This is a genomic window from Phocaeicola coprocola (genome assembly GCF_041333015.1).
Taxonomy (GTDB): domain Bacteria; phylum Bacteroidota; class Bacteroidia; order Bacteroidales; family Bacteroidaceae; genus Phocaeicola; species Phocaeicola coprocola.
Genome location: NZ_JBGKGM010000004.1, coordinates 352,371 through 373,476, shown reverse-complemented (window position 1 = coordinate 373,476; position 21,106 = coordinate 352,371). Strand labels below are relative to the sequence as shown.

Genomic DNA, 21,106 nt, shown 5'->3' with positions numbered 1-21,106 from the left:
AAAGGATTCTGAATATTCCAAAATCAACCTCTAATTTATAGATTGAAAAAGACTCTCTATCTTCAATTTCTTTTAAATAGTTGAATAAGGGTTTCAAATCTACAGCAGAATGAGGAAAAATCTTATAGATGTCCTTATTGTCGTTTTTGAGGATTACCATCATCGGGGAAAAAACTTAAGTTTAGATTCTTAATTTGATGTATGGGGCACAGTTGCATAAGTCCGTGGCAATATAATCATGTTATCCAAAGATTATGGACGCTCTGAACATAAAGAAAGGTAAATCCTGCACACCGCATAGTTGTGCTCTAAAGCCTTTCAACTTAGAGTTAAGAGATTCAGCATGAGCATTGGTTGATCTGTTTATGAAGTAATTTAGTACTTCTTCTTCCTTGTACTTGATGGCATCCCTTGCAGCCTTTACTTCACGCAACGTACAAACTGAAACCTTCTGATACCACTCATGCAGTTTAACCTTAGCAGTACCCCGGTCGATAGACTTGTTGCTAAACACGCTTCTTAGGCTACAAATCAAAGTATATGCATCCTTTATCTTTGGGAACATCCTGAAAAGTATCTTTGCACGTGTTTTCTGCCTGTCAGTCCATTTTTCACCACTCACACTCAGCAGATACTTGCTTCTTGTCAGTAGTTCTATGACAGTTTCGCCATTGGCAAGCATGGTTGGCCTGAAGCGTTTGTTCAACCTCTGTGGCTTGCGTCCCCGCTTCTTGCCTTTGTATTTCTTTGGATGTTTCTTGCGGTAGTATTTACGGCTCTTTACCAGCTGTTCAAGTTTCTTTTTGAACATGGCCTTCTCCTTGTTTTGTGCTTTCTGTGCTTCTCGTTTAGCTTTGAGGCGGAGTTCCTCCACTGCTTCGATACAACGTTTGACGATATGGAAGCAGTCAATGACTATGGCTGCATTGGGAAAGGCTTCTGTGACGACAGCAAACATGCTGTCAGAGAAGTCCATGGTAACTTCCTCGACCTGCTCTCGCTGTTCCTGCGGTATCTGCATAAGAACATTGATAATGTCTGATGCCTTAGTGCCTTTTACAGCTGCTATTAAGGTGTGACGTTTGCCATGCCCTTCTTTGTTGGTCAAGAATGTCATCAGGCCCTTGTGGAGCATGGTCTCGTCAATGCCCAGCCGTTTGCCTATGTTCTTAGGATGCAGCACCCAGTCCTCTGCATGACTGGCTTGTTCCCAATTACGGAAACCGCTCAGATGATCCTTGTAAGCACGCTCCAGGTTATTGCCATCTACCGTAAAGTATAGCCCCGGCGAGCGGGCCGTTATCGGGTAGGTATCCAAATATTTTTTTTAAGACATCAGCAAACTCCTTAGAGTAGCCGGTGTTATCAGCAAGCAACGAGTACCTGTCAAGGATTATGTTTCTGCCTTCTGCCGTTAACCATCTGCGACGTCTGACATGAAGAACGACCTTGTGATCACGGATAGGAAAGTCGTTAACCTGACGGCTTTCCGTGAAACCATTGGGCTTAAGGTCGTGCCACTCTTCTTCCCGTGCATCTTTTTCGTCAAGATAGATGTGAAGAAGGACGCGCTCATTACCAGTCTCTTCAATAATGCCAGTGTGGTCTTCGTTAACGGCTGTAACGTCGAAGAACTTAAGTATGCCTTTGGGAAGAAGGTAACTTGCCAGAATCTTATAGTCAAATGCTGATTGCTTACTCATGAGTGCAAAGGTAATGCTTCTTATAAACATTTAAGCATTAAACAAGAAAATATAGACCTATACTACAAAAATAAGCCACGGATATTTGCAACTGTGCCGAATAAATAAGCAATATGCTCATAACTTTCCTGTTATTAAAGTTGAAGTACTATTGTTTAGTGCAGGTAATCGGATATATACAGTTCTGTATCATCAGTAGAGCCATCATTGACAATGATTAACTCCCATTCTGAATAGGTTTGCCTTTGGAGACTGGCAATAGCCCTTCGTATAAAAGCCGCCTGATTATAGGTAGGCATTATAATGGAAAAACCTGTATGCCTCATAGTATTATTGGTTTATGAAGTGGCTCAATTTTGTACTAGATTCTTTTAAAACATAGTATACAGTCTGAATAACTTCTTATATCAATGAATGACTAAATTCATATAAAGTAAGTCCTATGTATTTTATGCTTGATAAAGATACGAAAAAGTATCTATTTTTCTTATATTGCTATCCAAAAAAATGTAAAGCCACAAAATAGGATTGACTTCATTGGCGAGGTCAGCCCATTTTCATTAGATTTTTGTCGTCAAACAAGAAAATCTAATTATGAGCAAAGCATACTTTTATGCGGACGAATATTCTACAGTCTGGTTATAAAATTACTGGATAAGCTAAAAATCTTTCAGATAAGCCGTAAACGTGGTGGTGAATACTATGTAAAAACGATTCGATGGCTGGACATGTTTTGTCGTTATGCTCTATGCTGTCATCATGCGTTTTGATTCCTTGCGTGAGATAATGCCGTCCATACAGGCAGAAGCCCGCAAACCATACAGGCAGAAGCCCGCAAACTTTGTCATTTCTCCAATATCCAGTTCAAGGGTGTGGAACGTCATCCTAACCTGAATAATTCATAGTCTCCACAAAAAAGAGAACGCCCTTCTTGTATATTTGCAAGAAAAGCATTAACTTTAAGGTGTTAAAAATAAACTTAATACCGGCGTTCTCATGTGCAAAGATACAACAAATAACGGAGTCAGTCAAGAGAAAAATCTTTTTTCTTTTCAAGACGTGCTTCCTGACAGGAAAATTCAGGTCGATTTCAATGCCCCGGACATCTCGTCCAATGGAGGACTGGTGCTTGTCGGTCTAATGAAAGACAGCATAGCGCGAAAGATAGCGCGCCTAATTCCGGATTATCGAAATCAACTTTTCGTACAGCATTCCTACGAAGAGATGGTCTGCCAGCGTGTCGGACAGATAATGTGCGGCTACGAGGATGCCAACGACTGCGACCGCCTGCGCCACGACAGTGCCCTTAAGATGAGCGTGGGCCGCAAGGCATCGGATCCCGGCCTGTGCTCACAACCGACGATGACACGGCTTGAGAATCATATTGACAAAAGGACCTTATGGAAAATAGCAGAACTGTTTGTCAAGGACTACATCTCATCCTTCGACAAAGCTCCGCGTAAGATTATTCTTGACGTTGACGATACAAATGCCAACACATACGGGGCGCAGCAGCTGTCGCTGTTCAATGATTACTATGACGAATACTGCTACATGCCGATGGTTATTTTCGACGGTATGAACGGCAAGCTGATACTTCCTCTACTGAGACCGGGACGACGCAACAAGTCGCTGAACATCTTCGGTATACTGCGCAGAGTCATTGAATACATCCATAAGGAATGGCCTCACACAATAATAGAACTCCGCGGGGACAGTCATTTCTGCAGCCATGAGTTTATGGACTGGGTCAAGACACATCTTTATGTGAGATTTATCACAGGGCTGTCGGGCAATCCTGCGCTTATGAAGAAAATCGACAAGCAATTGCGCCGTGCCAAGGGGGATTTCGAACTTCACCATGAGGATGTACGCCGTTACTACAGCTTTGAGTACAAAGCCAAATCATGGAAATACAGACAGAGGGTGATTGCAAAAATCGAAGTCTCCGACAAGGGTGTAAACGTCCGCTTCATAGTCACAAGCAACCGTAACAACAAGCCCGAGACAGTATATCGACGTTACTGTAAGCGCGGCACAATGGAGCTATGGATAAAAGACCTGAAGTATTTTCGAGCCGACAGGATGTCGTGCAGTTCTTTCAGAGCCAATATGTTCCGGCTGTTTCTATATGGCGCGGCATATGTGACCGCATACCGTCTCAGGTCGAAGGCTTTCTCCAATACAGAGGTCGGCGCCTTCACGATGGACAGCTTCATGAAGCGGATTATGCTGAGTGCCGTCTTCATAGTCGAAAAAAAGACTTTTATAAGGTTCAGCTTTTCCCCACACCATCGACACCTTGAAGCTTTGTCGCAAGCCTTGACGAGACTCTCTGCCTGACAAGTGGAATAATCTGAAATCAACCTGAGTCCGATTCTGTAATCGGACTTATAAGTCATATCCGCTCCATAAAAATGGACGTGATAATCAGACCTGAGCATGCCGAAATCAAGGCTTCGGACAGGATTATAACTCTACATCAAGCGGTCATTCGATGATAGACATTAGTTGGAGGCTTCAGATTGTCCCCATATCTGTTTTGATAACCTGAAATGAATCCACTATGAATAATGTAGGCTAAGGCCGGCAAAAAGAAGGAGGTATATTTTTGATGGGACTTGGGATAACAAAATACCGCTCGACCATTATATATTCGATGGTTGAGCGGTATTTTGTATATTAAATTGATTTTGTCGGACAACAATGTTTTTTTATTATTCTTTGATATCCTGATAAAGAAAACGTTTGATGCTCTTTTTAGCTGTTTTCTCGAACTCTTCAGGATAGAGTTTGATACGGGTAATTTGTGAATAAGCCGGCAGCATTTTGTTAAGCTCTGTACGGTTGACCTCAATGGCTGCTTCCAGCACTTTTTTGTCCATACCTTGTGCAAAGGCTTCTTCATTGTCTGGATAAACCAGTGCGATAAGCTTGTCTCCAGCCAGAATGACAAGCGATTCGTTTACGAAAGGCATGTTGTTCAAACGGGCTTCAATTTCCTCAGGGTAAATGTTTTGTCCGGAAGCTGTAAGCAGCATGTTCTTGCAGCGTCCCTTAATGAAAATATTTCCCTCGGCATCCTTGATGGCCATATCGCCTGTATGAAGCCAGCCATTGCAATCGATGGCCTGTGCTGTGGCTTCCTCGTTCTTGTAATAACCCAGCATGACATTCATTCCCCGGCATACCAGTTCTCCCGGGATGCGTTCCGGATCGGATGACAATACCTTTGTTTCCATATTCGAAACTGTTTTTCCACACGATGTGTACTGTATTTCATCCCAGCGACTGTGGCAGATAAGCGGAGCGGCTTCTGTCATTCCGTAGGCAATGGTGTAGGGGAAGTTGATTTTTCGTAAAAATGCCTCTACCTCAGGATTGAAAGGTGCACCTCCGATTACTATTTCGATAAAGTTACCTCCAAATACCTCCATAGCCTGTGTGCGGATCTGTTCTTTTATCTTATCACTGACGATAGGCAGTTTCAGCAGGAGTTTCCCCAGTTTGTTGTCTACTTTAGGCAGAATATTCTTCTTGAAAATCTTCTCGACGATGAGAGGAACACATGCTATGACACGCGGACGTATTTCAGCAAATGACTCGGCAATGATTTTAGGTGAGGGCATGCGTGTAAGGAACCATAAGTGCGCGCCCACGGTTACTCCATAAATAAAATCGAAAACCAGGCCGAAAATGTGTCCTAACGGCAACATTGATACCACATTGTCGCCAGGTTTCAAACCTACTTTTTTATGAATGTGTACTACATTCGAGATAATGCTGCGATAAGGAAGCATTACTCCTTTCGAATATCCGGTTGTACCCGATGTGTAATTGATGACAGCCAGCTCTTCCGGTTCTTCGCGGCGATAAGATACATTCTCCGCACGGAAGCGGCAAGGATAACGTTTTCCGAATTCTTCATTCAGATGTTCACGGGCATAGGTAAGACGTTGCGAGCGTGAAACAACCAGATCGAAGTTCTTCAGCTCGATGATACCTTCCAGATGAGGCATGGCAGCTTCGTTGAAATTTTCCCACACCTGATCGCCCACGAACAGCATACGTGCTTCCGAATGGTTTACTATATTATGTACATTATCGGCTTTGAATTCGTGAAGGATAGGGACGGCTACTGCTCCATAAGTGATAACACCGAGAAATGTTGCAGTCCAGTTTGCGCTGTTTCTACCGCAGAGCGCGATTTTATCTCCTTTTTTTATACCTGCATGTTCGAATAGAATATGCATCTTTTCTATTTTGCGCGCTACATCTTTGTATTGTAAGGTAGCTCCCTTGTAGTCTGTCATTGTATCCAGATTCCAGTTTTTACGGATGCTTTCTTCAATAAGTTGTATTAAACTGCTTGTTGTTTCCATTGTTTCATTGCACACTAATCGTGTTAATGTGCGCAAAAATAATAAAAGTTGTCCGAACAACTGGTATATTCACTGAATTATTTTCTGTCAGACAGGGGATAATCTCCAATAATTGCTAACTTTGCCAATAAAAATAGATAAACAAAATATAGTTATGCTGATTTATAATACAACCTTTCATGTGGAAATGAACGATGCGAGAAATTTTGTAATTTGGTTGAACGAATGCTATATTCCTGAAGTCGAACAGTCGGGAGAACTGCGTAATCCTCGCATATTACGTATATTAAGCCATAAGGAGCAGGATAGCGAATGTTTTTCTTTACAATGGGAGGTAGAAGATAGTGCAGCGCTTCATCGCTGGCATACCAAGCAGGGTGCACGCTTGAATGAAGAAATGCTGAAGATATTTAAGGATAAAGTGATTGGCTTTCCCACATTAATGGAGGTGGTCAAGTGATACAGCCTGTAAAGGAAAAGATTATTTTGGGAATAGATCCCGGTACAAATATCATGGGCTATGGAGTGCTGAAGGTGACAGGAGTAAAACCTCAAGTCGTGGCCTTGGGAGTGATAGACCTGAGAAAATGTACTGATCCGTACTTGAAATTGAAGCATATTTACGAACGGGTGCAGGGAGTGATTTCCTCTTATCTGCCTGATGAGCTGGCTATCGAAGCCCCTTTCTTTGGAAAAAATGTACAGTCGATGTTAAAACTGGGACGTGCCCAGGGTGTGGCTATTGTGGCTGCTTTATGTCGGGATATTCCTGTAACGGAATATGCTCCTCTGAAAATAAAGATGGCGATAACAGGAAACGGTCAGGCCAGTAAAGAGCAGGTGGCCGATATGCTGAAGCGTATGCTGCATATTCCCGAGTCGGAAATGGGGCCCTTTATGGATGCTACCGATGCATTGGGGGCTGCATATTGTCATTATTTGCAAATGGGCCGTCCGGCTATGCCGAAAGCGTATTCAAGTTGGAAAGACTATATACAAAAGAATCCCGATAAAGTGAAAAAATAGAAAAATCATGAATGCAAAACACCTTTTAGCTATGTTGACCTTAGCAACGGCAGTTGGCTGCAATTCTATCCAGAGAAGTTCATTCGATTCGTTTGATGAATACCCTGTATATGAAGGTAAATGGGAAGAAATGACTTACTCGCCGGCTGGAACGCATTTTTCTTTGTGGGCTCCTACAGCTCAGGAAGTACGTGTCATGTTATACGAAAAGGGACAGGGCGGAGCTGTCCAGCGGATGATAAGCATGCAGCAGGCAGCCGACGGAATGTGGCAGGCTGTGGCAGAAGGTGATTTGAAAGGTAGCTTTTATGCATTCAATGTAAAAATAGATGGCATCTGGCAAGGTGATACTCCCGGTGTTATGGCAAAAGCGGTGGGAGTAAATGGCGACCGTGCTGCCATTATCGATATGAGAGAAACTAACCCTCAGGGATGGGAAAAGGATGTACGTCCGCCCTTAAAAAGTTTTTCTGATATCATTATTTACGAGATGCATCATCGTGATTTTTCGATCGATACGGTTGCAGGCATCAAGCATAGAGGAAAATTTCTGGCTCTGACGGAAGACAGCACCCATACTTATCTGGGTGAGAAGACAGGTATTGCGCATTTAAAGGAGCTGGGAGTGACTCATGTGCATTTGTTGCCTTCATTCGATTTTTCGTCAGTCGATGAAACAAAGCTGAATAAGCCTCAGTACAACTGGGGATATGATCCGAAAAATTACAATGTTCCCGAAGGTTCGTATGCAACAGATCCTTATAAGCCTGATGTGCGTATTCGTGAATTTAAGCAAATGGTGATGGCTTTGCACCGTGCTGGAATCAGGGTAATAATGGATGTCGTATATAATCATACGGCTCTGACAAAAGGAAGCAATTTTGAACGTACAGTTCCCGGTTATTTTTACCGTCAGGATAGTGAAGGAAAGTTTGCCAATGCTTCGGGATGCGGTAATGAAACGGCGAGTGAACGTGCCATGGTTCGGAAATTTATCATAGAGTCTGTTTGTTACTGGGCGAATGAATATCATGTAGATGGTTTCCGTTTCGACCTAATGGGCATACACGACATCGTTACGATGAAGGAAATCCGAAAAGCTCTTGATGGAATAGATCCTACCATATTTATCTATGGAGAAGGATGGGCTGCCGGTACTCCGCAGCTTCCTGCTTCTGAACTTGCTATGAAGAATAATGTTTATCAGATGCCTGGTATTGCGGCTTTCAGTGATGAATTCCGTGACAGTCTGCGAGGTCCGTTTGGCAAGGATGAGAAAGGAGCTTTCGTTATAGGACGTCCGGGGCATGAAACTGGTGTGAAGTTCGGTATTGTAGGTGGAATTGCTCATCCGCAAATAAATAACGATTCAGTACGTCGTGTTCCTAAGATATGGGCGAATACTCCTTCGCAATTTATCAGTTATGTAAGTTGTCATGACGACTTATGCCTGACAGACAGACTGAAAGTTACTCTTCCGGGGGCTTCTGTTCCGGAATTGAAGGCTTTGCAGAAATTGGCCGAAACTGCTGTGTTTACATCGCAGGGAGTTCCTTTTATATTTGCCGGAGATGAAATATTGCGCGACAGGAAAGGTGTTGTAAATGCTTACAACAAACCGGATGAAATAAATGCGATAGACTGGCGCAATAAAACAGCTTATCGTGAAGTGTTCGACTATGTAAGGGGGCTGATTGCTATGCGTAAGGCTCATCCTGCTTTTCGAATGGGAAATGCAGATCTGATTCGCAAGCATCTGGAGTTTATTCATGTGCCGGCTACGAATGTTGTTGCTTTCCGTATAAAGGGAAGTCCTTGTGGCGATAAGTGGTTGAATACGATTGTAGTACTGAATGCTCGTACAGAACCGATAAAGGTTAATATTCCAGAAGGTAAATATTGGATAGCATGTCGTGACGGCAAGATTGACTTGATTTTGGGATTGGGCATGATTACCGGAAACCAGATCACAGTCAGTCCGCGTTCGGCCATGATTATCCATCAGTAATATACAAGAACAATGCAGAATATCATTACAATTAAAGACGGGGTGACCAGACATCCTTTATATCGACTGAATGAGCCGATTAATTTACAGATAGCAAAAGGAGAACATGTTGCTATCGTAGGTCCAAACGGGGCAGGTAAGAGTTTGTTGGTGGATACTATTATCGGACGGTATCCGCTACTGATGAACGAGGTAGAATATGATTTTTCGCCTTCAGAGTCGAACTTGGTATGTGATAATATAAAGTATATAACTTTCCGTGACTCGTACGGTGATTCTGACGGAACGTATTATTATCAGCAGCGCTGGAATTCTCAGGATCTGGAAGAAACTCCAGTTGTTCGTGATTTGTTGCCTGAATGTAAGAATCAGGAGCTTCGCACCGTATTGTATGATTTATTTGGGGTAGACACGATGCTTGACAAGCATATTATCTTGTTGTCTAGTGGTGAGTTGCGCAAGTTTCAACTTACAAAGACCTTACTCTCCAATCCGCGTGTGTTGATTATGGATAATCCGTTTATCGGTCTTGATGCCAAAACTCGCGACCTGTTGCATGAACTGTTGCAGAAACTTACAGAAGTAACTCCTTTGCAGGTTATTCTGGTTCTATCGAAAACGGACGATATCCCAGCTTTTATAACACATGTCATTCCTGTTGCCAACCGCTCTTGCGGAAAGAAAATAACCCGAGAGGAGTATTTGTCGATAAATGCCGGTGTTCCTGCCCATGTGCTGACTGAAGAAAAATATCAGCGTATCCTGACTTTGCCTTATGCTGATAATTTGTATCATACCGAGCATATTGTAGACTTGAATAAAGTAAGTATACGTTATGGTGAACGTACTATTCTGAAAGAACTTGACTGGACTGTGCTTTGTGGCGAAAAATGGGCATTAAGCGGAGATAACGGCTCTGGAAAGTCAACGCTGCTGAGTCTGGTCTGTGCGGATAATCCCCAAAGCTATGCTTGTGATATATCTTTGTTCGGGCGTAAGCGCGGTAGTGGAGAAAGCATTTGGGAAATAAAAAAACATATTGGATACGTAAGTCCGGAGATGCATCGTGCCTATTTAAAAAATCTGCCGGCTGTTGATATCGTAGCAAGCGGACTCCATGATTCTATCGGCTTGTATAAGAAAACCCATAAGGAAGATATTGCTATTTGTGAGTGGTGGATGGATATCTTTGGTATTAAAGAGCTGAAGGATCGTAATTTCCTGCAACTGTCGAGTGGTGAGCAGCGTATGGTGTTACTTGCCCGTGCCTTTGTGAAAGATCCGGAACTGCTGATACTGGATGAACCTCTTCATGGATTGGACATGTATAACCGACGGCTGGTAAAGGATGTGATAGAGGCATTCTGTCAGCGAAAAGACAAAACACTTATTATGGTGACGCATTATAAGGAAGAACTTCCTGCGTGTATAGATCATAGTTTGTATCTTGTACGAAACCGTTAAGGCTTGTTTTATTTGTGTCCTGATTGCCAGAAAGAGATTGTTGAATTGCTTTTGATGAAATCTGTGAGGAAATATTTTTGGTTTTTCGTTTCTTTTCCTATATTTGTTTAATTTTTAAGGAAGGGCTAAAAAGCCCTTTTATACATAACTAATATATGAAAACTATGAATATCAAGATTCGACTGATTATTATGAACTTCCTGCAGTTTGCTGTATGGGGAGCTTATCTGACCTCCATGGGGACTTATTTAACTAAAATTGGGCTGGGAAGCCATATTGGTATATTTTATGCCATGCAGGGTATTGTTTCGTTGTTCATGCCTGCTATATTAGGTATTATAGCTGATAGATGGGTTCCGGCACAACGATTGCTGGGATTGAGTCATTTGCTTGCAGCCCTGTTTATGGTAGGAGCCGGATATTATGGAATGACAGCAGGTGATGATGTTTCGTTTACTGTCTTGTTTTCATTTTATTCAATGAGTGTGGCTTTTTATATGCCTACACTTGCATTGTCAAATTCGGTAGCTTATACAGTGCTTGATAAAGCGGGACTGGATACAATTAAAGCATTTCCTCCTATCCGTACCTGTGGCACGATAGGTTTTATTTGTTCCATGTGGCTGGTAGACTTGTTAGGATTTCAGGCAAATTATATGCAATTCTTTACTTGTGCGGTATGGGGAGTGATTTTGGCTGTTTATGCTAATACATTGCCTCAGTGTCCGGTGACTAGAAATACCGGCGGGCAGAGAAAGTCGCTTGTTGAGGCTTTGGGATTGAAGACCTTTTTACTGTTCCGCCAGCGCAAAATGGCGATATTTTTTATCTTCTCAATGCTGTTGGGCGTTTCATTACAGATAACCAACGGATTTGCAAATCCGTTTATCACAAGCTTTAGTGCAATTCCTGAATATGCTGATACTTTTGGTGTGCAGCATGCTAATTTGCTGATTTCACTTTCACAAATCAGTGAAACATGCTGTATATTGCTTATACCTTTCTTCTTAGGACGGTTCGGTATAAAGAAGGTTATGCTGATTGCAATGATTGCCTGGGTTTTACGCTTCGGCTTATTTGGACTTGGTAATCCGGGTAGTGGAGTATGGATGTTTATTCTTTCCATGATTGTATATGGAGTGGCATTCGACTTCTTTAATGTTTCCGGTTCCTTGTTCGTTGATAAAGAAACAGATATTTCCGTACGCTCTAGTGCTCAAGGACTTTTCATTATAATGACTAACGGACTTGGGGCTACTATTGGTACGTTGACTGCGCAGTGGGTAGTAAACCAGTTTGTTGATTTCAGCAGCACGGAACCACAAGTTGAGGGCTGGACAAATGCCTGGTTTATTTTCGCTGCCTATGCGTTGATTGTAGCTGTTATGTTCAGTATTGTGTTTAAATATAAACATGAAGTTAAAACAGTATGAATGAGATAGAGATAAGAGTTTTTGATATGTCTGCTGTGCTCAAGCCTTCGGATGCTTTTGCATTGGTTCTGGAAGAACTTGGAGGAGGTTTCCGCAAACTGGCTCTCATAATCGGGAAACAGGAAGCACAAGCCATAAAAATGGGACAAATGTCGTATACTCCTCCGCGTCCTTTTACTCATGACCTGATGCTGAGCGTGATGGAAAAGGGAGGATTAGTGCCGGTAAAAGGAGTGATTTATGAGGTGAAAGATGGCATTTACAGTTCCTTTTTATTTGTACGCTGTGCGGATGAAACAATATTTCAGGCCGATGCTCGTACGACAGATGTTATCTCTCTTTCTCTCAGAAAAAAGTTTCCTCTGTATGTTTATGAAGATATTTTAGAAAGAGAACAGCTGCGTAATATCTCAGCTGATGGCTCTACATATTGTGTTTCAATAAACACTATAGATATTGATTCTCTGAAAAAAGCAATGGATGAAGCCGTGGAGAATGAGGACTATGAACGAGCATCACAGTTGCGCGATGAAATAAGAAAACGTGAGAAAAAAGAAGATAAATACAAGTAAACGATAATATTTAAAGAATATGCATGTATTTTATGCTCCGGATATAGCTGTTAATCCGGAATTGCCCGAAGAAGAGGCTGGACATTGCCTGCGAGTGTTGCGTTTGACGGTGGGTGATGAGATAATGCTGACCGATGGGAAAGGTTGTTTTTACCGTGCCGCTATTAGTGCGGCAACAGGTAAGCGTTGTCAGGTAAAAGTGAATGAGGTTATTCCCCAAGAACCTTTCTGGAAAGGCCATTTGCATCTGGCAATGGCACCTACCAAGAATATGGACCGTATAGAATGGTTTGTAGAGAAAGCTACGGAAATTGGTTTCGATGAACTCAGTTTTCTGAATTGTCGGTTTTCTGAGAGAAAGGTGATTAAGACTGAGCGCATCGAGAAGATTGTTGTTTCGGCTATAAAACAATCACTCAAAGCGCGAAAACCAGTTGTTAATGAAATGGTAGACTTTGGACGGTTCATGCAACGTGAATTTGCGGGACAAAAATTTATAGCTCATTGTTACGAAGGAGAGAAGCCTCTTCTGAAAGATGTTTTGCAACCTGGAGAAGATGCTGTGGTATTAATTGGCCCCGAGGGTGATTTCAGCCGTGAGGAAGTTGAAAAGGCTGAAGCGATGGGATTTCGTTCAATCAGTTTAGGTAAATCGCGCTTACGTACAGAAACTGCTGCTTTGGTGGCAGTACATACCATGAATTTATTTAATAGTTAATGGACGGAGATATGAAAAAGAATATATTAGGATATTGTTTACTGCTGGTTGCTGTACTGTTGGCGTCATGCAGCAAGAAGAACAATTATGAAAACGTGCTCCCCAAAGATGCTGCAATGGTTGTGTCTGTCGATCTGGTTTCGATGGCTGAAAAGAGTGGATTGAGTGGAGATGAAGGTGCTCCGGTTGTGGCACGGCTGAATGAAGCTTTGAAAAGCGGGGCTGAAGGAGCAGGTGAACTTATAGACAAGATCACGAAAGATCCTTCGGAGAGTGGCTTGGATTTAACTGAAAAGATTTATTATTTTATTGAATCTGGTGGCGTATCTACAGGTCTGGTTATAAGAGTTTCTGATCAAGATAAACTGGAAGACTTGTTGAATGCTTTGCATAACCAGCAGGTATGTGAGAAGCCTGTTGAAGCAGAGGGGTGTATGTGGACCTCTATGGGGCGTGTGCTGGTAACGTATACAGATGATGCATTCCTGGCTTTGCTTGACTTGAAAGGAGGGGAGGCAAAAGATATGCTTCATATGGCTTCAATGCTTTTGCGCCAGACTGAAAAGGATGGATTTACGGCAACTTCTGATTTTCAACAGATGAAGAATCAGAAAGGAGATATTGTTTTATTGTCTTCTTTGGATTTGCTTCCAGGAGAATACGTTACTCCACTTACTATGGGAGTTTCTGCTACACTGGATTTGAAGAATATAAAAGCGCTTTCTACGATATCTTTTGAGAAAGGGAAGATTGTGATGGATGTACAGGATATAACAACGGATAAAGTAATGACTTCATTGGTAGAAAAGCAGTTGCAAGCTACAAATCCGGTCAAAGGTACTTATCTCGATACTTTCCCTGCAAATACATTTTTCTGGATGTCTGGTAATGTAGATGGAAATAAAATCTATCAGTTGCTGTGTGAAAACCCGACTGTACGTCAGCAGTTCGAAAGCTCAATTATGCCTATCGATTTTGAGGCAATATTTGGTTCTATAAAAGGCGATGTGGCAGTGGCGGTAACTAATCCTTTGCAGAATGGTTTTATTGCTTATGCTGATGTCACGAACAGTCAGTTTCTGCAAACATTTGAAGATCTGAAGCCCTTGCTGGCGTTGACTAACGGACAAATGCAGCTGATAAACCGTGGTGCTGACAGTTATGAATTCCGTATGCGGAATGGCAGTATGATGGGACTTCGTGCAGGAAATGTCAGTTTCTGGTTTGGAGTGAAAAATAATCGCTTGTATTTTACCAATGATTATAATTTGGTAGATACTCGTGTTCCTGGACTTACTTTACGGGATTGTCCATGGGGACAAAAAGTGTCGGGAAAGCGTTGTTTTGTTGGGATGAATTTTACATCTGCTTCAGATCAGGCGAAGCAGCTTTTGGGTAATAACAGTCAATATGCTCCTGCTATAGGTGTGTTGCGCATTTTGGATTATATGACGGTAGAAACGGTAGATTATAAAACATCTCATATTGAGCTGACAACAAAAAGCAAAGATAAAAATGTACTTCAAACATTGTTAGAGGTATTTAATTAATGAAAAATGGAAACAATTGAATTACAACAAACTCTGCCGGAGGTATTTGCCGGCAGAGATAGTATCATTTCCGATGTTTGGCATCGGCAAGTTGCGTTTCAGAGGGGGAAGACTTATCTGGTAGAAGCCGTTTCGGGCACAGGTAAATCTTCCCTTTGCTGTTTTATTTATGGATATAGAAAGGACTATCAGGGCATTATCTGTTTTGACGGTGAAAATGTAAAGAATTTCTCTGTCGGCCGGTGGGTAGAAATCAGAAAACGTTCGTTGAGCATGTTGTTTCAGGAATTGCGTTTGTTCCCGGAGCTGACAGCATGGGAAAACGTACAGCTGAAGAATTCACTGACGGGACATTGCAAACGCAAGCAGATAGAAGATTGGTTCTCACGTTTAGGTATTTCAGACAAATGGGACCAGCAGATTGGAAAGATGTCTTTTGGACAGCAGCAGCGTGTTGCTTTTGTTCGTGCTTTGTGCCAGCCTTTTGATTTTATTTTTTTAGATGAACCGGTCAGTCATTTGGATGATGGCAATGGGAAGATTATGGCAGAGATCTTGCATGAGGAAGCTGAAAAGCAGGGAGCAGGTATAATAGTAACGTCTATCGGAAAACATATTCCGTTGAATTATGACAGGGTACTTTCTTTGTAAATACAGATATTATGATTTGGAAGTTATTAAGACAGCATATTAGTGTGTCGCAGCTTGCAGGATTTTTCCTGGCTAATTTATTTGGTATGATTATCGTCTTGCTGGGAGTTCAGTTTTATCGGGATGTATTACCTATATTTACTCAGGGCGATAGCTTTATAAAAAAAGATTTTGTAATTCTCAGCAAGAAAGTTAGTACGTTGGGAACTCTTGTTGGAAAAAGTAATACGTTTTCTGCGGGTGATATTGCGGAAATAAAGGAGCAGCCGTTTACTAAGAGTGTGGGTGGATTCCTTCCGTCGCAATTTAAGGTATCTGCTGGCATGGGAATGCAAGGAATACGTATGTCGACTGATATGTTTTTTGAGTCGGTTCCAGATGAATTTGTTGATGTGAAGTTAGATAAATGGAGTTTTAATCCGGCATCGGATATTGTTCCAATCATTATTCCACGTAATTATCTGAATTTGTATAATTTCGGTTTTGCACAAAGCCGTAACCTTCCTCAGCTTTCGGAAGGAGTAATGGGCATGATGAATCTGGACATCCGGATAATGGGGAATGGGCAAGTGAAGCAGATGAAAGGGAATATTGTCGGCTTTTCAAACAGACTTAATACTATTTTGGTTCCCGAATCATTTATGAATTGGGCAAATGAAGCCTATGGCGCAGGAGAAAAAGCTGAACCTTCGAGACTGATTGTAGAAGTTAACAATCCGGCAGATGAACGGATTGCTAAGTTTTTCCAGCAGAAAGGGTATGAAACAGAAGGTAACGGTTTGGATGCCGGTAAGGCAACTTGGTTCTTGAAAATCGTTATCGGTATTGTGTTGTCTGTTGGTTTGCTAATCAGTGTGCTTTCATTCTATATTTTGATATTAAGTATATATCTGTTGCTGCAGAAGAATTCTACAAAACTCGAAAATTTACTATTGATAGGATATAGTCCTGCCCGGGTAGCACGTCCGTATCAGTTGCTTACTGTTATTCTTAATTTGGCAGTATTGTTACTGGGCTGTGTTGTTGTTATGTCTGTAAGATCTCTATATCTTGATACGATAATGAATCTTTATCCGGGTGCAGGAGGGGGAAGTATGATTCTTTCTCTGGTTGCCGGATGTATTATTTTTATAGGAGTGTCTGTACTGAATATTGTGATTATACGTCGTAAAATAAATGCTATCTGGTTGCGGAAATAAAAAGGCTAATGAATATGATACAACAAATAGAATTTTCTTTAAAACCTCGTCGAAGAGGTTTCCATTTGATTACAGAGGAAGTGATGTCGCACTTATCTGCGTTGCCTGCAACCGGACTGGTAAATCTTTTTGTGAAACATACTAGTTGTGCACTCAGTATTAATGAAAATTATGATCCTTCAGTGCGTAGTGATATGGAACAGATTTATAATCGTTTAGTTCGTGAAAATGAAAGTTATTATCAGCATACAGATGAGGGAAGTGACGACATGCCCAGTCATGCAAAATGTAGCTTGACTGGAGTTTCGCTTACTATTCCTGTTACTGGAGGAAAACTGAATCTGGGAACTTGGCAGGGTATTTATCTTTGTGAGTTTCGTGATTATGGCGGTCCTCGTCGGATTGTAGCTACAATTATGGGATAGGAGTGTTCGGATATAGTTCGTTTGTTTACTAATTGTCGGGAAACAAAGAAAAATTTATTGGTACGTCTGTATGTGAATAAATGTTTATAGATGTCTTATACTGTAAAATGATATGTTCAAAAACGCTTGATTTGTGTCAGGAAACATAGTTTTACGGCTAAAAAATGTTACATAGGAGTACACTGTTGGCAGATTATTGTATAAATTTGCCATACCGAATAGTTAAACATTAAACTATTTTGATAAAGACTAAAAAGTAGATTTTTCAGGACTATTAAAAGAACTTTTAATTATACAATAAAAGATTAAGCTTATGTCAAAAATCGTTGGACACATTTCGCAGGTAATCGGTCCGGTTGTCGATGTTCGGTTTAAATTCGACGGTGTGGATGCAGAACATGCTTTGCCGAAAATTCACGATGCTATGACCATTAAAAGACATGATGGTCGTATCTTGGTAGTGGAAGTTCAGCAACATATCGGTGAAGATACTGTGCGTACCGTTGCGATGGACAGTACAGACGGGTTGCAGCGCGGAATGGAAGTCATGCTTACCGGACAGGCTATTACAATGCCTGTTGGTCCTCAAATTAAAGGACGAGTAATGAACGTAGTCGGTGAAACGATAGACGGTATGAAGGAACTGGATAAGACAGGAGGTTTTCCTATCCACCGCGAACCGCCTAAATTTGAAGATCTAGCTACTACGCAGGAAGTCCTTTTTACGGGTATTAAGGTTATCGACCTTTTGGAACCTTATCTGAAAGGAGGTAAAATTGGATTGTTTGGTGGTGCGGGAGTTGGAAAAACCGTACTTATCAAAGAGTTGATTAACAATATTGCCAAAAAGCACAACGGTTTCTCAGTCTTTGCCGGTGTAGGAGAACGTACTCGTGAGGGTAACGACCTGCTTCGTGAAATGATTGAATCTGGAGTTATCCGCTACGGCGATGAGTTTCTGAAGAGCATGGAAGAAGGAAACTGGGACTTGTCGAAAGTAGATTATTCTGAAGTAGAGAAATCGCAGGTTGCAATGGTGTTCGGACAGATGAATGAACCTCCTGGCGCACGTCAGTCTGTTGCATTGTCTGGATTGACACTTGCAGAATCTTTCCGTGACCGCCAGACTGGTGAGAATGGTCCACGTGATATTCTTTTCTTTATTGACAATATATTCCGTTTTACTCAGGCTGGTTCTGAGGTTTCAGCTTTGCTCGGACGTATGCCGTCGGCCGTAGGTTATCAGCCTACACTGGCTACAGAAATGGGACAGATGCAGGAACGAATCACTTCTACCAAGAATGGTTCTATTACTTCTGTTCAGGCTGTATATGTTCCTGCCGATGACTTGACCGACCCTGCTCCGGCTACTACTTTTACGCACTTGGATGCTACTACTGTATTGAGCCGTAAGATTACAGAGCTGGGAATATATCCGGCAGTAGATCCGTTGGAATCGACTTCTCGTATTCTGGATCCGTTAATTGTCGGTAAAGACCATTACGAAACAGCTCAGCGTGTAAAGCAGATTCTTCAGCGTAATAAGGAGTTGCAGGATATTATTTCTATTTTGGGTATGGATGAACTTTCGGATGAAGATCGTCTGACTGTGAACCGTGCTCGTCGAGTACAGCGATTCCTTTCTCAACCGTTTGCCGTAGCCGAACAGTTTACAGGAGTTCCGGGAGTTATGGTTTCTATAGAAGATACTATCAAGGGATTCAAGATGATTCTGGACGGTGAGGTTGACTATCTGCCTGAACAGGCCTTCCTGAATGTAGGTACGATAGAAGACGCAATCGAGAAAGGAAAGAAATTGCTTGAAGCTGCCAAAGGGTAAAGAAAACTCAACGAATTATGAAGGAAATGCATTTAGTTATCGTTTCACCCGAACGCATGTTGTTCGACGGAAAAGTTTCGCAAGTAACTCTTCCGGGAGAAATGGGGGAATTTCAGGTGTTGACAAATCATGCACCTATTATTTCTTCACTTGTAGCGGGTAAAATAAGTTATACGTCAGGGGCAGAAACTCAGTCATTACAAATTGCAGGAGGATTTGCCGACATAAACAATAATCAGATTTCAGTCTGTGTAGAACTTTGAGAAAAGTAATACAGGCGTAGAACTTAAACGTTTTTGGTAGTTTTTTAGAAAAACTGCACTATACTATGTTTTTGTTAACCATCAGAAAAAAGTTTATCAGAGAGTTGACTCTAATTGGGGTCGTGTTAACGGCTTTAGTAGCTGTAGTGTATCATATGTTCATACCAGACAGGTATTTTCTATGGTTCCCTTCAATCCCGATATTCTTTTATCTGTTTGGCTTATTTTACATAGCTATGTTTTCGTTCTACTATCGCATGGGACTGGAAAAACTGGTAATGTGTTATTTGTCATGCAAAGTTTTGAAATTTATCTTAAGTGCCTTGGTACTGATAGCATATGCTTTCTTTATCGGACATGAAGTTGTTGCTTTTATGTTGACTTATATATTTTTCTTCTTTGCATTTCTGATATTTGAAACTCGCTTTTTCCTTTGGTTTGAAATGAAACTGAAAAATAGTAAAAAGGTAAACAATGAAAAAAATACGGTACATAGCACTGTTTCTGCTTCTGTTGATGGGAACAACAGGAATGTTGATGGCGCAAAATGCTGATTCAACGGCGGTAGCTGCTTCTTCCGAACAGAACCAGACGGAAGATATAAGTGTTAACGAACTGGTTTTCGGACATATCGGCGATGCTTATGAATGGCATATTGCTACATTGGGCAATACTGTTGTCAGTATTCCGTTGCCGGTTATCGTACATAGCAGTACGGGATGGCATGTTTTCTCTTCTTCTCGTCTGGAAGAAGGAGAATATGAAGGACTGTATATAGCACGTGGCGGGGCATACGATGGAAAGATCGTAGAACGCAATGAAGCTGGTGAGGAAGTTCGTCCGTTGGACATTTCTATTACTAAAAATGTAATGGGATTATTTATCAACAGTGCAGTTTTGCTTGTCATCATGATGAGTTGTGTGCGTTGGTACAAGAAACATCCGATAGAACAGGGAGCTCCCAAAGGAGGAGTTGGGATGATAGAAGCACTTGTTCTAATGATATATGATGATGTCATAAAAGGATGTATCGGTGAAGACTATAAACGTTATGCACCTTACTTGCTGACAGCATTTTTCTTTGTACTGGTAAATAACCTGATGGGATTGATTCCTATCTTCCCAGGTGGAGCAAATGTTACAGGTAATATTGCCATAACGCTTGTGCTGGCAGTTATAACATTTTTGTTTACCAATATTTTTGGTACAAAGGAGTATTGGAAAGAAATATTTTGGCCGGATGTTCCCACTTGGTTGAAGGCTCCGGTTCCGATGATGCCTTTGATTGAATTCTTTGGTATCTTTACAAAACCGTTTGCACTGATGATTCGTCTTTTTGCCAATATTATGGCTGGACATGCTGCTATTTTAAGTTTGATAGCAATCATCTTTATTACCGTAAAGGTAGGACCTGTCATTAATGGTTCCATGACGGTAGTTGCCGTAGCATTCGGTATTTTTATGGATGCATTGGAAATTCTGGTTGCATTCATCCAGGCGTATGTGTTTACGATGCTGTCGGCAGTCTTTATCGGATTGTCGCGTGTAAAAGGACACGAAGCCTGATTATAGAATAAAAAAGTAAATAAAAGTATAACCATTTAAATTTTGAAGATTATGTTATTGTCAGTTTTATTGCAGGCTGCTGCAGGAGTTGGTATTAGTAAATTAGGTGCTGCTATTGGTGCAGGTATTGCTGTATTGGGTGCAGGTATTGGTATTGGTAAAATTGGTAGCTCGGCTATGGAAGGTATTGCTCGTCAGCCGGAAGCTTCAGGTGACCTGCGTATGAACATGATTATTGCAGCTGCATTGGTAGAAGGTGTCGCCTTGATTGCCATCGTAGTTTGTTTATTGACATTATTCTTATAA

21 protein-coding genes are annotated in these 21,106 nt (G+C 41.5%); 17 read left to right on the top strand and 4 right to left on the bottom strand.

Translation table 11 applies throughout. The features are described 5' to 3' along the window. Positions 1–241: 241 nt before the first annotated feature. The 3 genes from ACDG22_RS12265 to ACDG22_RS12255 form a co-directional block, all read right to left on the bottom strand. Complete coding sequence (locus ACDG22_RS12265; RefSeq protein ID WP_370858901.1) at positions 242–1,318, bottom strand: transposase; 1,077 nt, start codon at positions 1,316–1,318, stop codon at positions 242–244. Then, the gene (locus ACDG22_RS12260) at positions 1,257–1,703 is read right to left on the bottom strand and encodes an ISAon1 family transposase N-terminal region protein (RefSeq protein ID WP_370858900.1); all 447 of its coding nucleotides are present in this window, start codon (positions 1,701–1,703) and stop codon (positions 1,257–1,259) included. Before ACDG22_RS12260 ends, ACDG22_RS12265 begins: the two co-directional genes overlap by 62 nt. 155 nt (positions 1,704–1,858) lie before the next feature. Then, positions 1,859–2,029: a glycosyltransferase family 2 protein gene (locus tag ACDG22_RS12255; RefSeq protein ID WP_270212210.1), complete on the bottom strand. Its 171-nt coding sequence runs from the start codon at positions 2,027–2,029 to the stop codon at positions 1,859–1,861. Positions 2,030–2,444: 415 nt separating this feature from the next. Here ACDG22_RS12255 and ACDG22_RS12250 point away from each other — a divergent pair, with 415 nt between their 5' ends. Then, a complete protein-coding gene (locus tag ACDG22_RS12250) occupies positions 2,445–2,597 on the top strand; it encodes a hypothetical protein (protein WP_370858899.1) in 153 nt (50 codons plus the stop codon). A 102-nt stretch (positions 2,598–2,699) separates the two neighbouring features. Continuing rightward, positions 2,700–4,046 carry an IS1380-like element IS616 family transposase gene (locus ACDG22_RS12245; RefSeq protein ID WP_004295325.1) on the top strand — a complete coding sequence of 449 codons (1,347 nt, stop codon included), beginning with the start codon at positions 2,700–2,702 and terminating at the stop codon, positions 4,044–4,046. Positions 4,047–4,420: 374 nt separating this feature from the next. On the opposite strand, the gene ACDG22_RS12240 is transcribed toward ACDG22_RS12245, so the two are convergent. Further along, positions 4,421–6,085, bottom strand: a complete 1,665-nt coding sequence (locus ACDG22_RS12240; protein WP_370858898.1) for an AMP-binding protein — start codon at positions 6,083–6,085, stop codon at positions 4,421–4,423. 154 nt (positions 6,086–6,239) lie between these two features. On the opposite strand from ACDG22_RS12240, the gene ACDG22_RS12235 reads away from it, so the two are divergent. The 15 genes from ACDG22_RS12235 (at position 6,240) to atpE (ending at position 21,106) form a co-directional block, all read left to right on the top strand. Continuing rightward, positions 6,240–6,545, top strand: a complete 306-nt coding sequence (locus ACDG22_RS12235) for a DUF4286 family protein (protein ID WP_022125360.1) — start codon at positions 6,240–6,242, stop codon at positions 6,543–6,545. Next, complete coding sequence (gene ruvC, locus ACDG22_RS12230; RefSeq protein ID WP_007569012.1) at positions 6,542–7,111, top strand: crossover junction endodeoxyribonuclease RuvC; 570 nt, start codon at positions 6,542–6,544, stop codon at positions 7,109–7,111. Before ACDG22_RS12235 ends, ruvC begins: the two co-directional genes overlap by 4 nt. Before the next feature lie 31 nt (positions 7,112–7,142). Beyond that, positions 7,143–9,119: a type I pullulanase gene (gene pulA, locus ACDG22_RS12225; protein ID WP_370858897.1), complete on the top strand. Its 1,977-nt coding sequence runs from the start codon at positions 7,143–7,145 to the stop codon at positions 9,117–9,119. Positions 9,120–9,131: 12 nt separating this feature from the next. Next, a complete protein-coding gene (locus ACDG22_RS12220; protein WP_007569010.1) occupies positions 9,132–10,583 on the top strand; it encodes an ATP-binding cassette domain-containing protein in 1,452 nt (483 codons plus the stop codon). 164 nt (positions 10,584–10,747) lie between these two features. Continuing rightward, the gene (locus ACDG22_RS12215; protein WP_040312037.1) at positions 10,748–12,016 is read left to right on the top strand and encodes an MFS transporter; all 1,269 of its coding nucleotides are present in this window, start codon (positions 10,748–10,750) and stop codon (positions 12,014–12,016) included. Then, on the top strand, positions 12,013–12,588 hold the full coding sequence (locus ACDG22_RS12210) for a bifunctional nuclease family protein (RefSeq protein WP_270212213.1): 576 nt from the start codon (positions 12,013–12,015) through the stop codon (positions 12,586–12,588). The genes ACDG22_RS12215 and ACDG22_RS12210 overlap by 4 nt, the downstream gene beginning before the upstream one ends. A gap of 19 nt (positions 12,589–12,607) precedes the next feature. Further along, positions 12,608–13,306: a 16S rRNA (uracil(1498)-N(3))-methyltransferase gene (locus ACDG22_RS12205; protein ID WP_007569007.1), complete on the top strand. Its 699-nt coding sequence runs from the start codon at positions 12,608–12,610 to the stop codon at positions 13,304–13,306. Between the two features lie 11 nt (positions 13,307–13,317). Then, positions 13,318–14,856, top strand: coding sequence for a DUF4836 family protein (locus ACDG22_RS12200; protein ID WP_270212214.1), 1,539 nt, complete (start codon positions 13,318–13,320; stop codon positions 14,854–14,856). 6 nt (positions 14,857–14,862) lie between these two features. After that, the gene (locus ACDG22_RS12195) at positions 14,863–15,507 is read left to right on the top strand and encodes an ATP-binding cassette domain-containing protein (RefSeq protein ID WP_370858896.1); all 645 of its coding nucleotides are present in this window, start codon (positions 14,863–14,865) and stop codon (positions 15,505–15,507) included. Positions 15,508–15,518: 11 nt separating this feature from the next. Beyond that, positions 15,519–16,706 (top strand): ABC transporter permease, encoded by a 1,188-nt coding sequence (locus ACDG22_RS12190; RefSeq protein WP_370858895.1) that lies wholly within the window; start codon positions 15,519–15,521, stop codon positions 16,704–16,706. Positions 16,707–16,720: 14 nt separating this feature from the next. Next, entirely contained in the window at positions 16,721–17,131 is a 411-nt protein-coding gene (locus ACDG22_RS12185; RefSeq protein WP_022125368.1) for a secondary thiamine-phosphate synthase enzyme YjbQ, read from the top strand. A gap of 313 nt (positions 17,132–17,444) precedes the next feature. Beyond that, entirely contained in the window at positions 17,445–18,971 is a 1,527-nt protein-coding gene (atpD, locus tag ACDG22_RS12180; RefSeq protein ID WP_007570482.1) for a F0F1 ATP synthase subunit beta, read from the top strand. 17 nt (positions 18,972–18,988) lie between these two features. Next, complete coding sequence (atpC, locus tag ACDG22_RS12175; RefSeq protein ID WP_007570480.1) at positions 18,989–19,234, top strand: ATP synthase F1 subunit epsilon; 246 nt, start codon at positions 18,989–18,991, stop codon at positions 19,232–19,234. A 474-nt stretch (positions 19,235–19,708) separates the two neighbouring features. Continuing rightward, on the top strand, positions 19,709–20,800 hold the full coding sequence (gene atpB / locus ACDG22_RS12170) for a F0F1 ATP synthase subunit A (RefSeq protein ID WP_370858894.1): 1,092 nt from the start codon (positions 19,709–19,711) through the stop codon (positions 20,798–20,800). A 51-nt stretch (positions 20,801–20,851) separates the two neighbouring features. Then, the gene (gene atpE / locus ACDG22_RS12165) at positions 20,852–21,106 is read left to right on the top strand and encodes an ATP synthase F0 subunit C (RefSeq protein ID WP_007558852.1); all 255 of its coding nucleotides are present in this window, start codon (positions 20,852–20,854) and stop codon (positions 21,104–21,106) included.

What these genes read in the sequence shown, in the direction of transcription:
- ACDG22_RS12260 (WP_370858900.1), bottom strand. Translation starts at nt 1,703, where the DNA reads ATGAGTAAGCAATCAGCATTTGACTATAAGATTCTGGCAAGTTACCTT.
- ACDG22_RS12255 (WP_270212210.1), bottom strand. Translation starts at nt 2,029, where the DNA reads ATGAGGCATACAGGTTTTTCCATTATAATGCCTACCTATAATCAGGCG.
- ACDG22_RS12250 (WP_370858899.1), top strand. Translation starts at nt 2,445, where the DNA reads ATGCTCTATGCTGTCATCATGCGTTTTGATTCCTTGCGTGAGATAATG.
- ACDG22_RS12245 (WP_004295325.1), top strand. Translation starts at nt 2,700, where the DNA reads ATGTGCAAAGATACAACAAATAACGGAGTCAGTCAAGAGAAAAATCTT.
- ACDG22_RS12240 (WP_370858898.1), bottom strand. Translation starts at nt 6,085, where the DNA reads ATGGAAACAACAAGCAGTTTAATACAACTTATTGAAGAAAGCATCCGT.
- ACDG22_RS12235 (WP_022125360.1), top strand. Translation starts at nt 6,240, where the DNA reads ATGCTGATTTATAATACAACCTTTCATGTGGAAATGAACGATGCGAGA.
- pulA (WP_370858897.1), top strand. Translation starts at nt 7,143, where the DNA reads ATGTTGACCTTAGCAACGGCAGTTGGCTGCAATTCTATCCAGAGAAGT.
- ACDG22_RS12220 (WP_007569010.1), top strand. Translation starts at nt 9,132, where the DNA reads ATGCAGAATATCATTACAATTAAAGACGGGGTGACCAGACATCCTTTA.
- ACDG22_RS12215 (WP_040312037.1), top strand. Translation starts at nt 10,748, where the DNA reads ATGAATATCAAGATTCGACTGATTATTATGAACTTCCTGCAGTTTGCT.
- ACDG22_RS12210 (WP_270212213.1), top strand. Translation starts at nt 12,013, where the DNA reads ATGAATGAGATAGAGATAAGAGTTTTTGATATGTCTGCTGTGCTCAAG.
- ACDG22_RS12205 (WP_007569007.1), top strand. Translation starts at nt 12,608, where the DNA reads ATGCATGTATTTTATGCTCCGGATATAGCTGTTAATCCGGAATTGCCC.
- ACDG22_RS12200 (WP_270212214.1), top strand. Translation starts at nt 13,318, where the DNA reads ATGAAAAAGAATATATTAGGATATTGTTTACTGCTGGTTGCTGTACTG.
- ACDG22_RS12195 (WP_370858896.1), top strand. Translation starts at nt 14,863, where the DNA reads ATGGAAACAATTGAATTACAACAAACTCTGCCGGAGGTATTTGCCGGC.
- ACDG22_RS12190 (WP_370858895.1), top strand. Translation starts at nt 15,519, where the DNA reads ATGATTTGGAAGTTATTAAGACAGCATATTAGTGTGTCGCAGCTTGCA.
- ACDG22_RS12185 (WP_022125368.1), top strand. Translation starts at nt 16,721, where the DNA reads ATGATACAACAAATAGAATTTTCTTTAAAACCTCGTCGAAGAGGTTTC.
- atpD (WP_007570482.1), top strand. Translation starts at nt 17,445, where the DNA reads ATGTCAAAAATCGTTGGACACATTTCGCAGGTAATCGGTCCGGTTGTC.
- atpC (WP_007570480.1), top strand. Translation starts at nt 18,989, where the DNA reads ATGAAGGAAATGCATTTAGTTATCGTTTCACCCGAACGCATGTTGTTC.
- atpB (WP_370858894.1), top strand. Translation starts at nt 19,709, where the DNA reads ATGAAAAAAATACGGTACATAGCACTGTTTCTGCTTCTGTTGATGGGA.
- atpE (WP_007558852.1), top strand. Translation starts at nt 20,852, where the DNA reads ATGTTATTGTCAGTTTTATTGCAGGCTGCTGCAGGAGTTGGTATTAGT.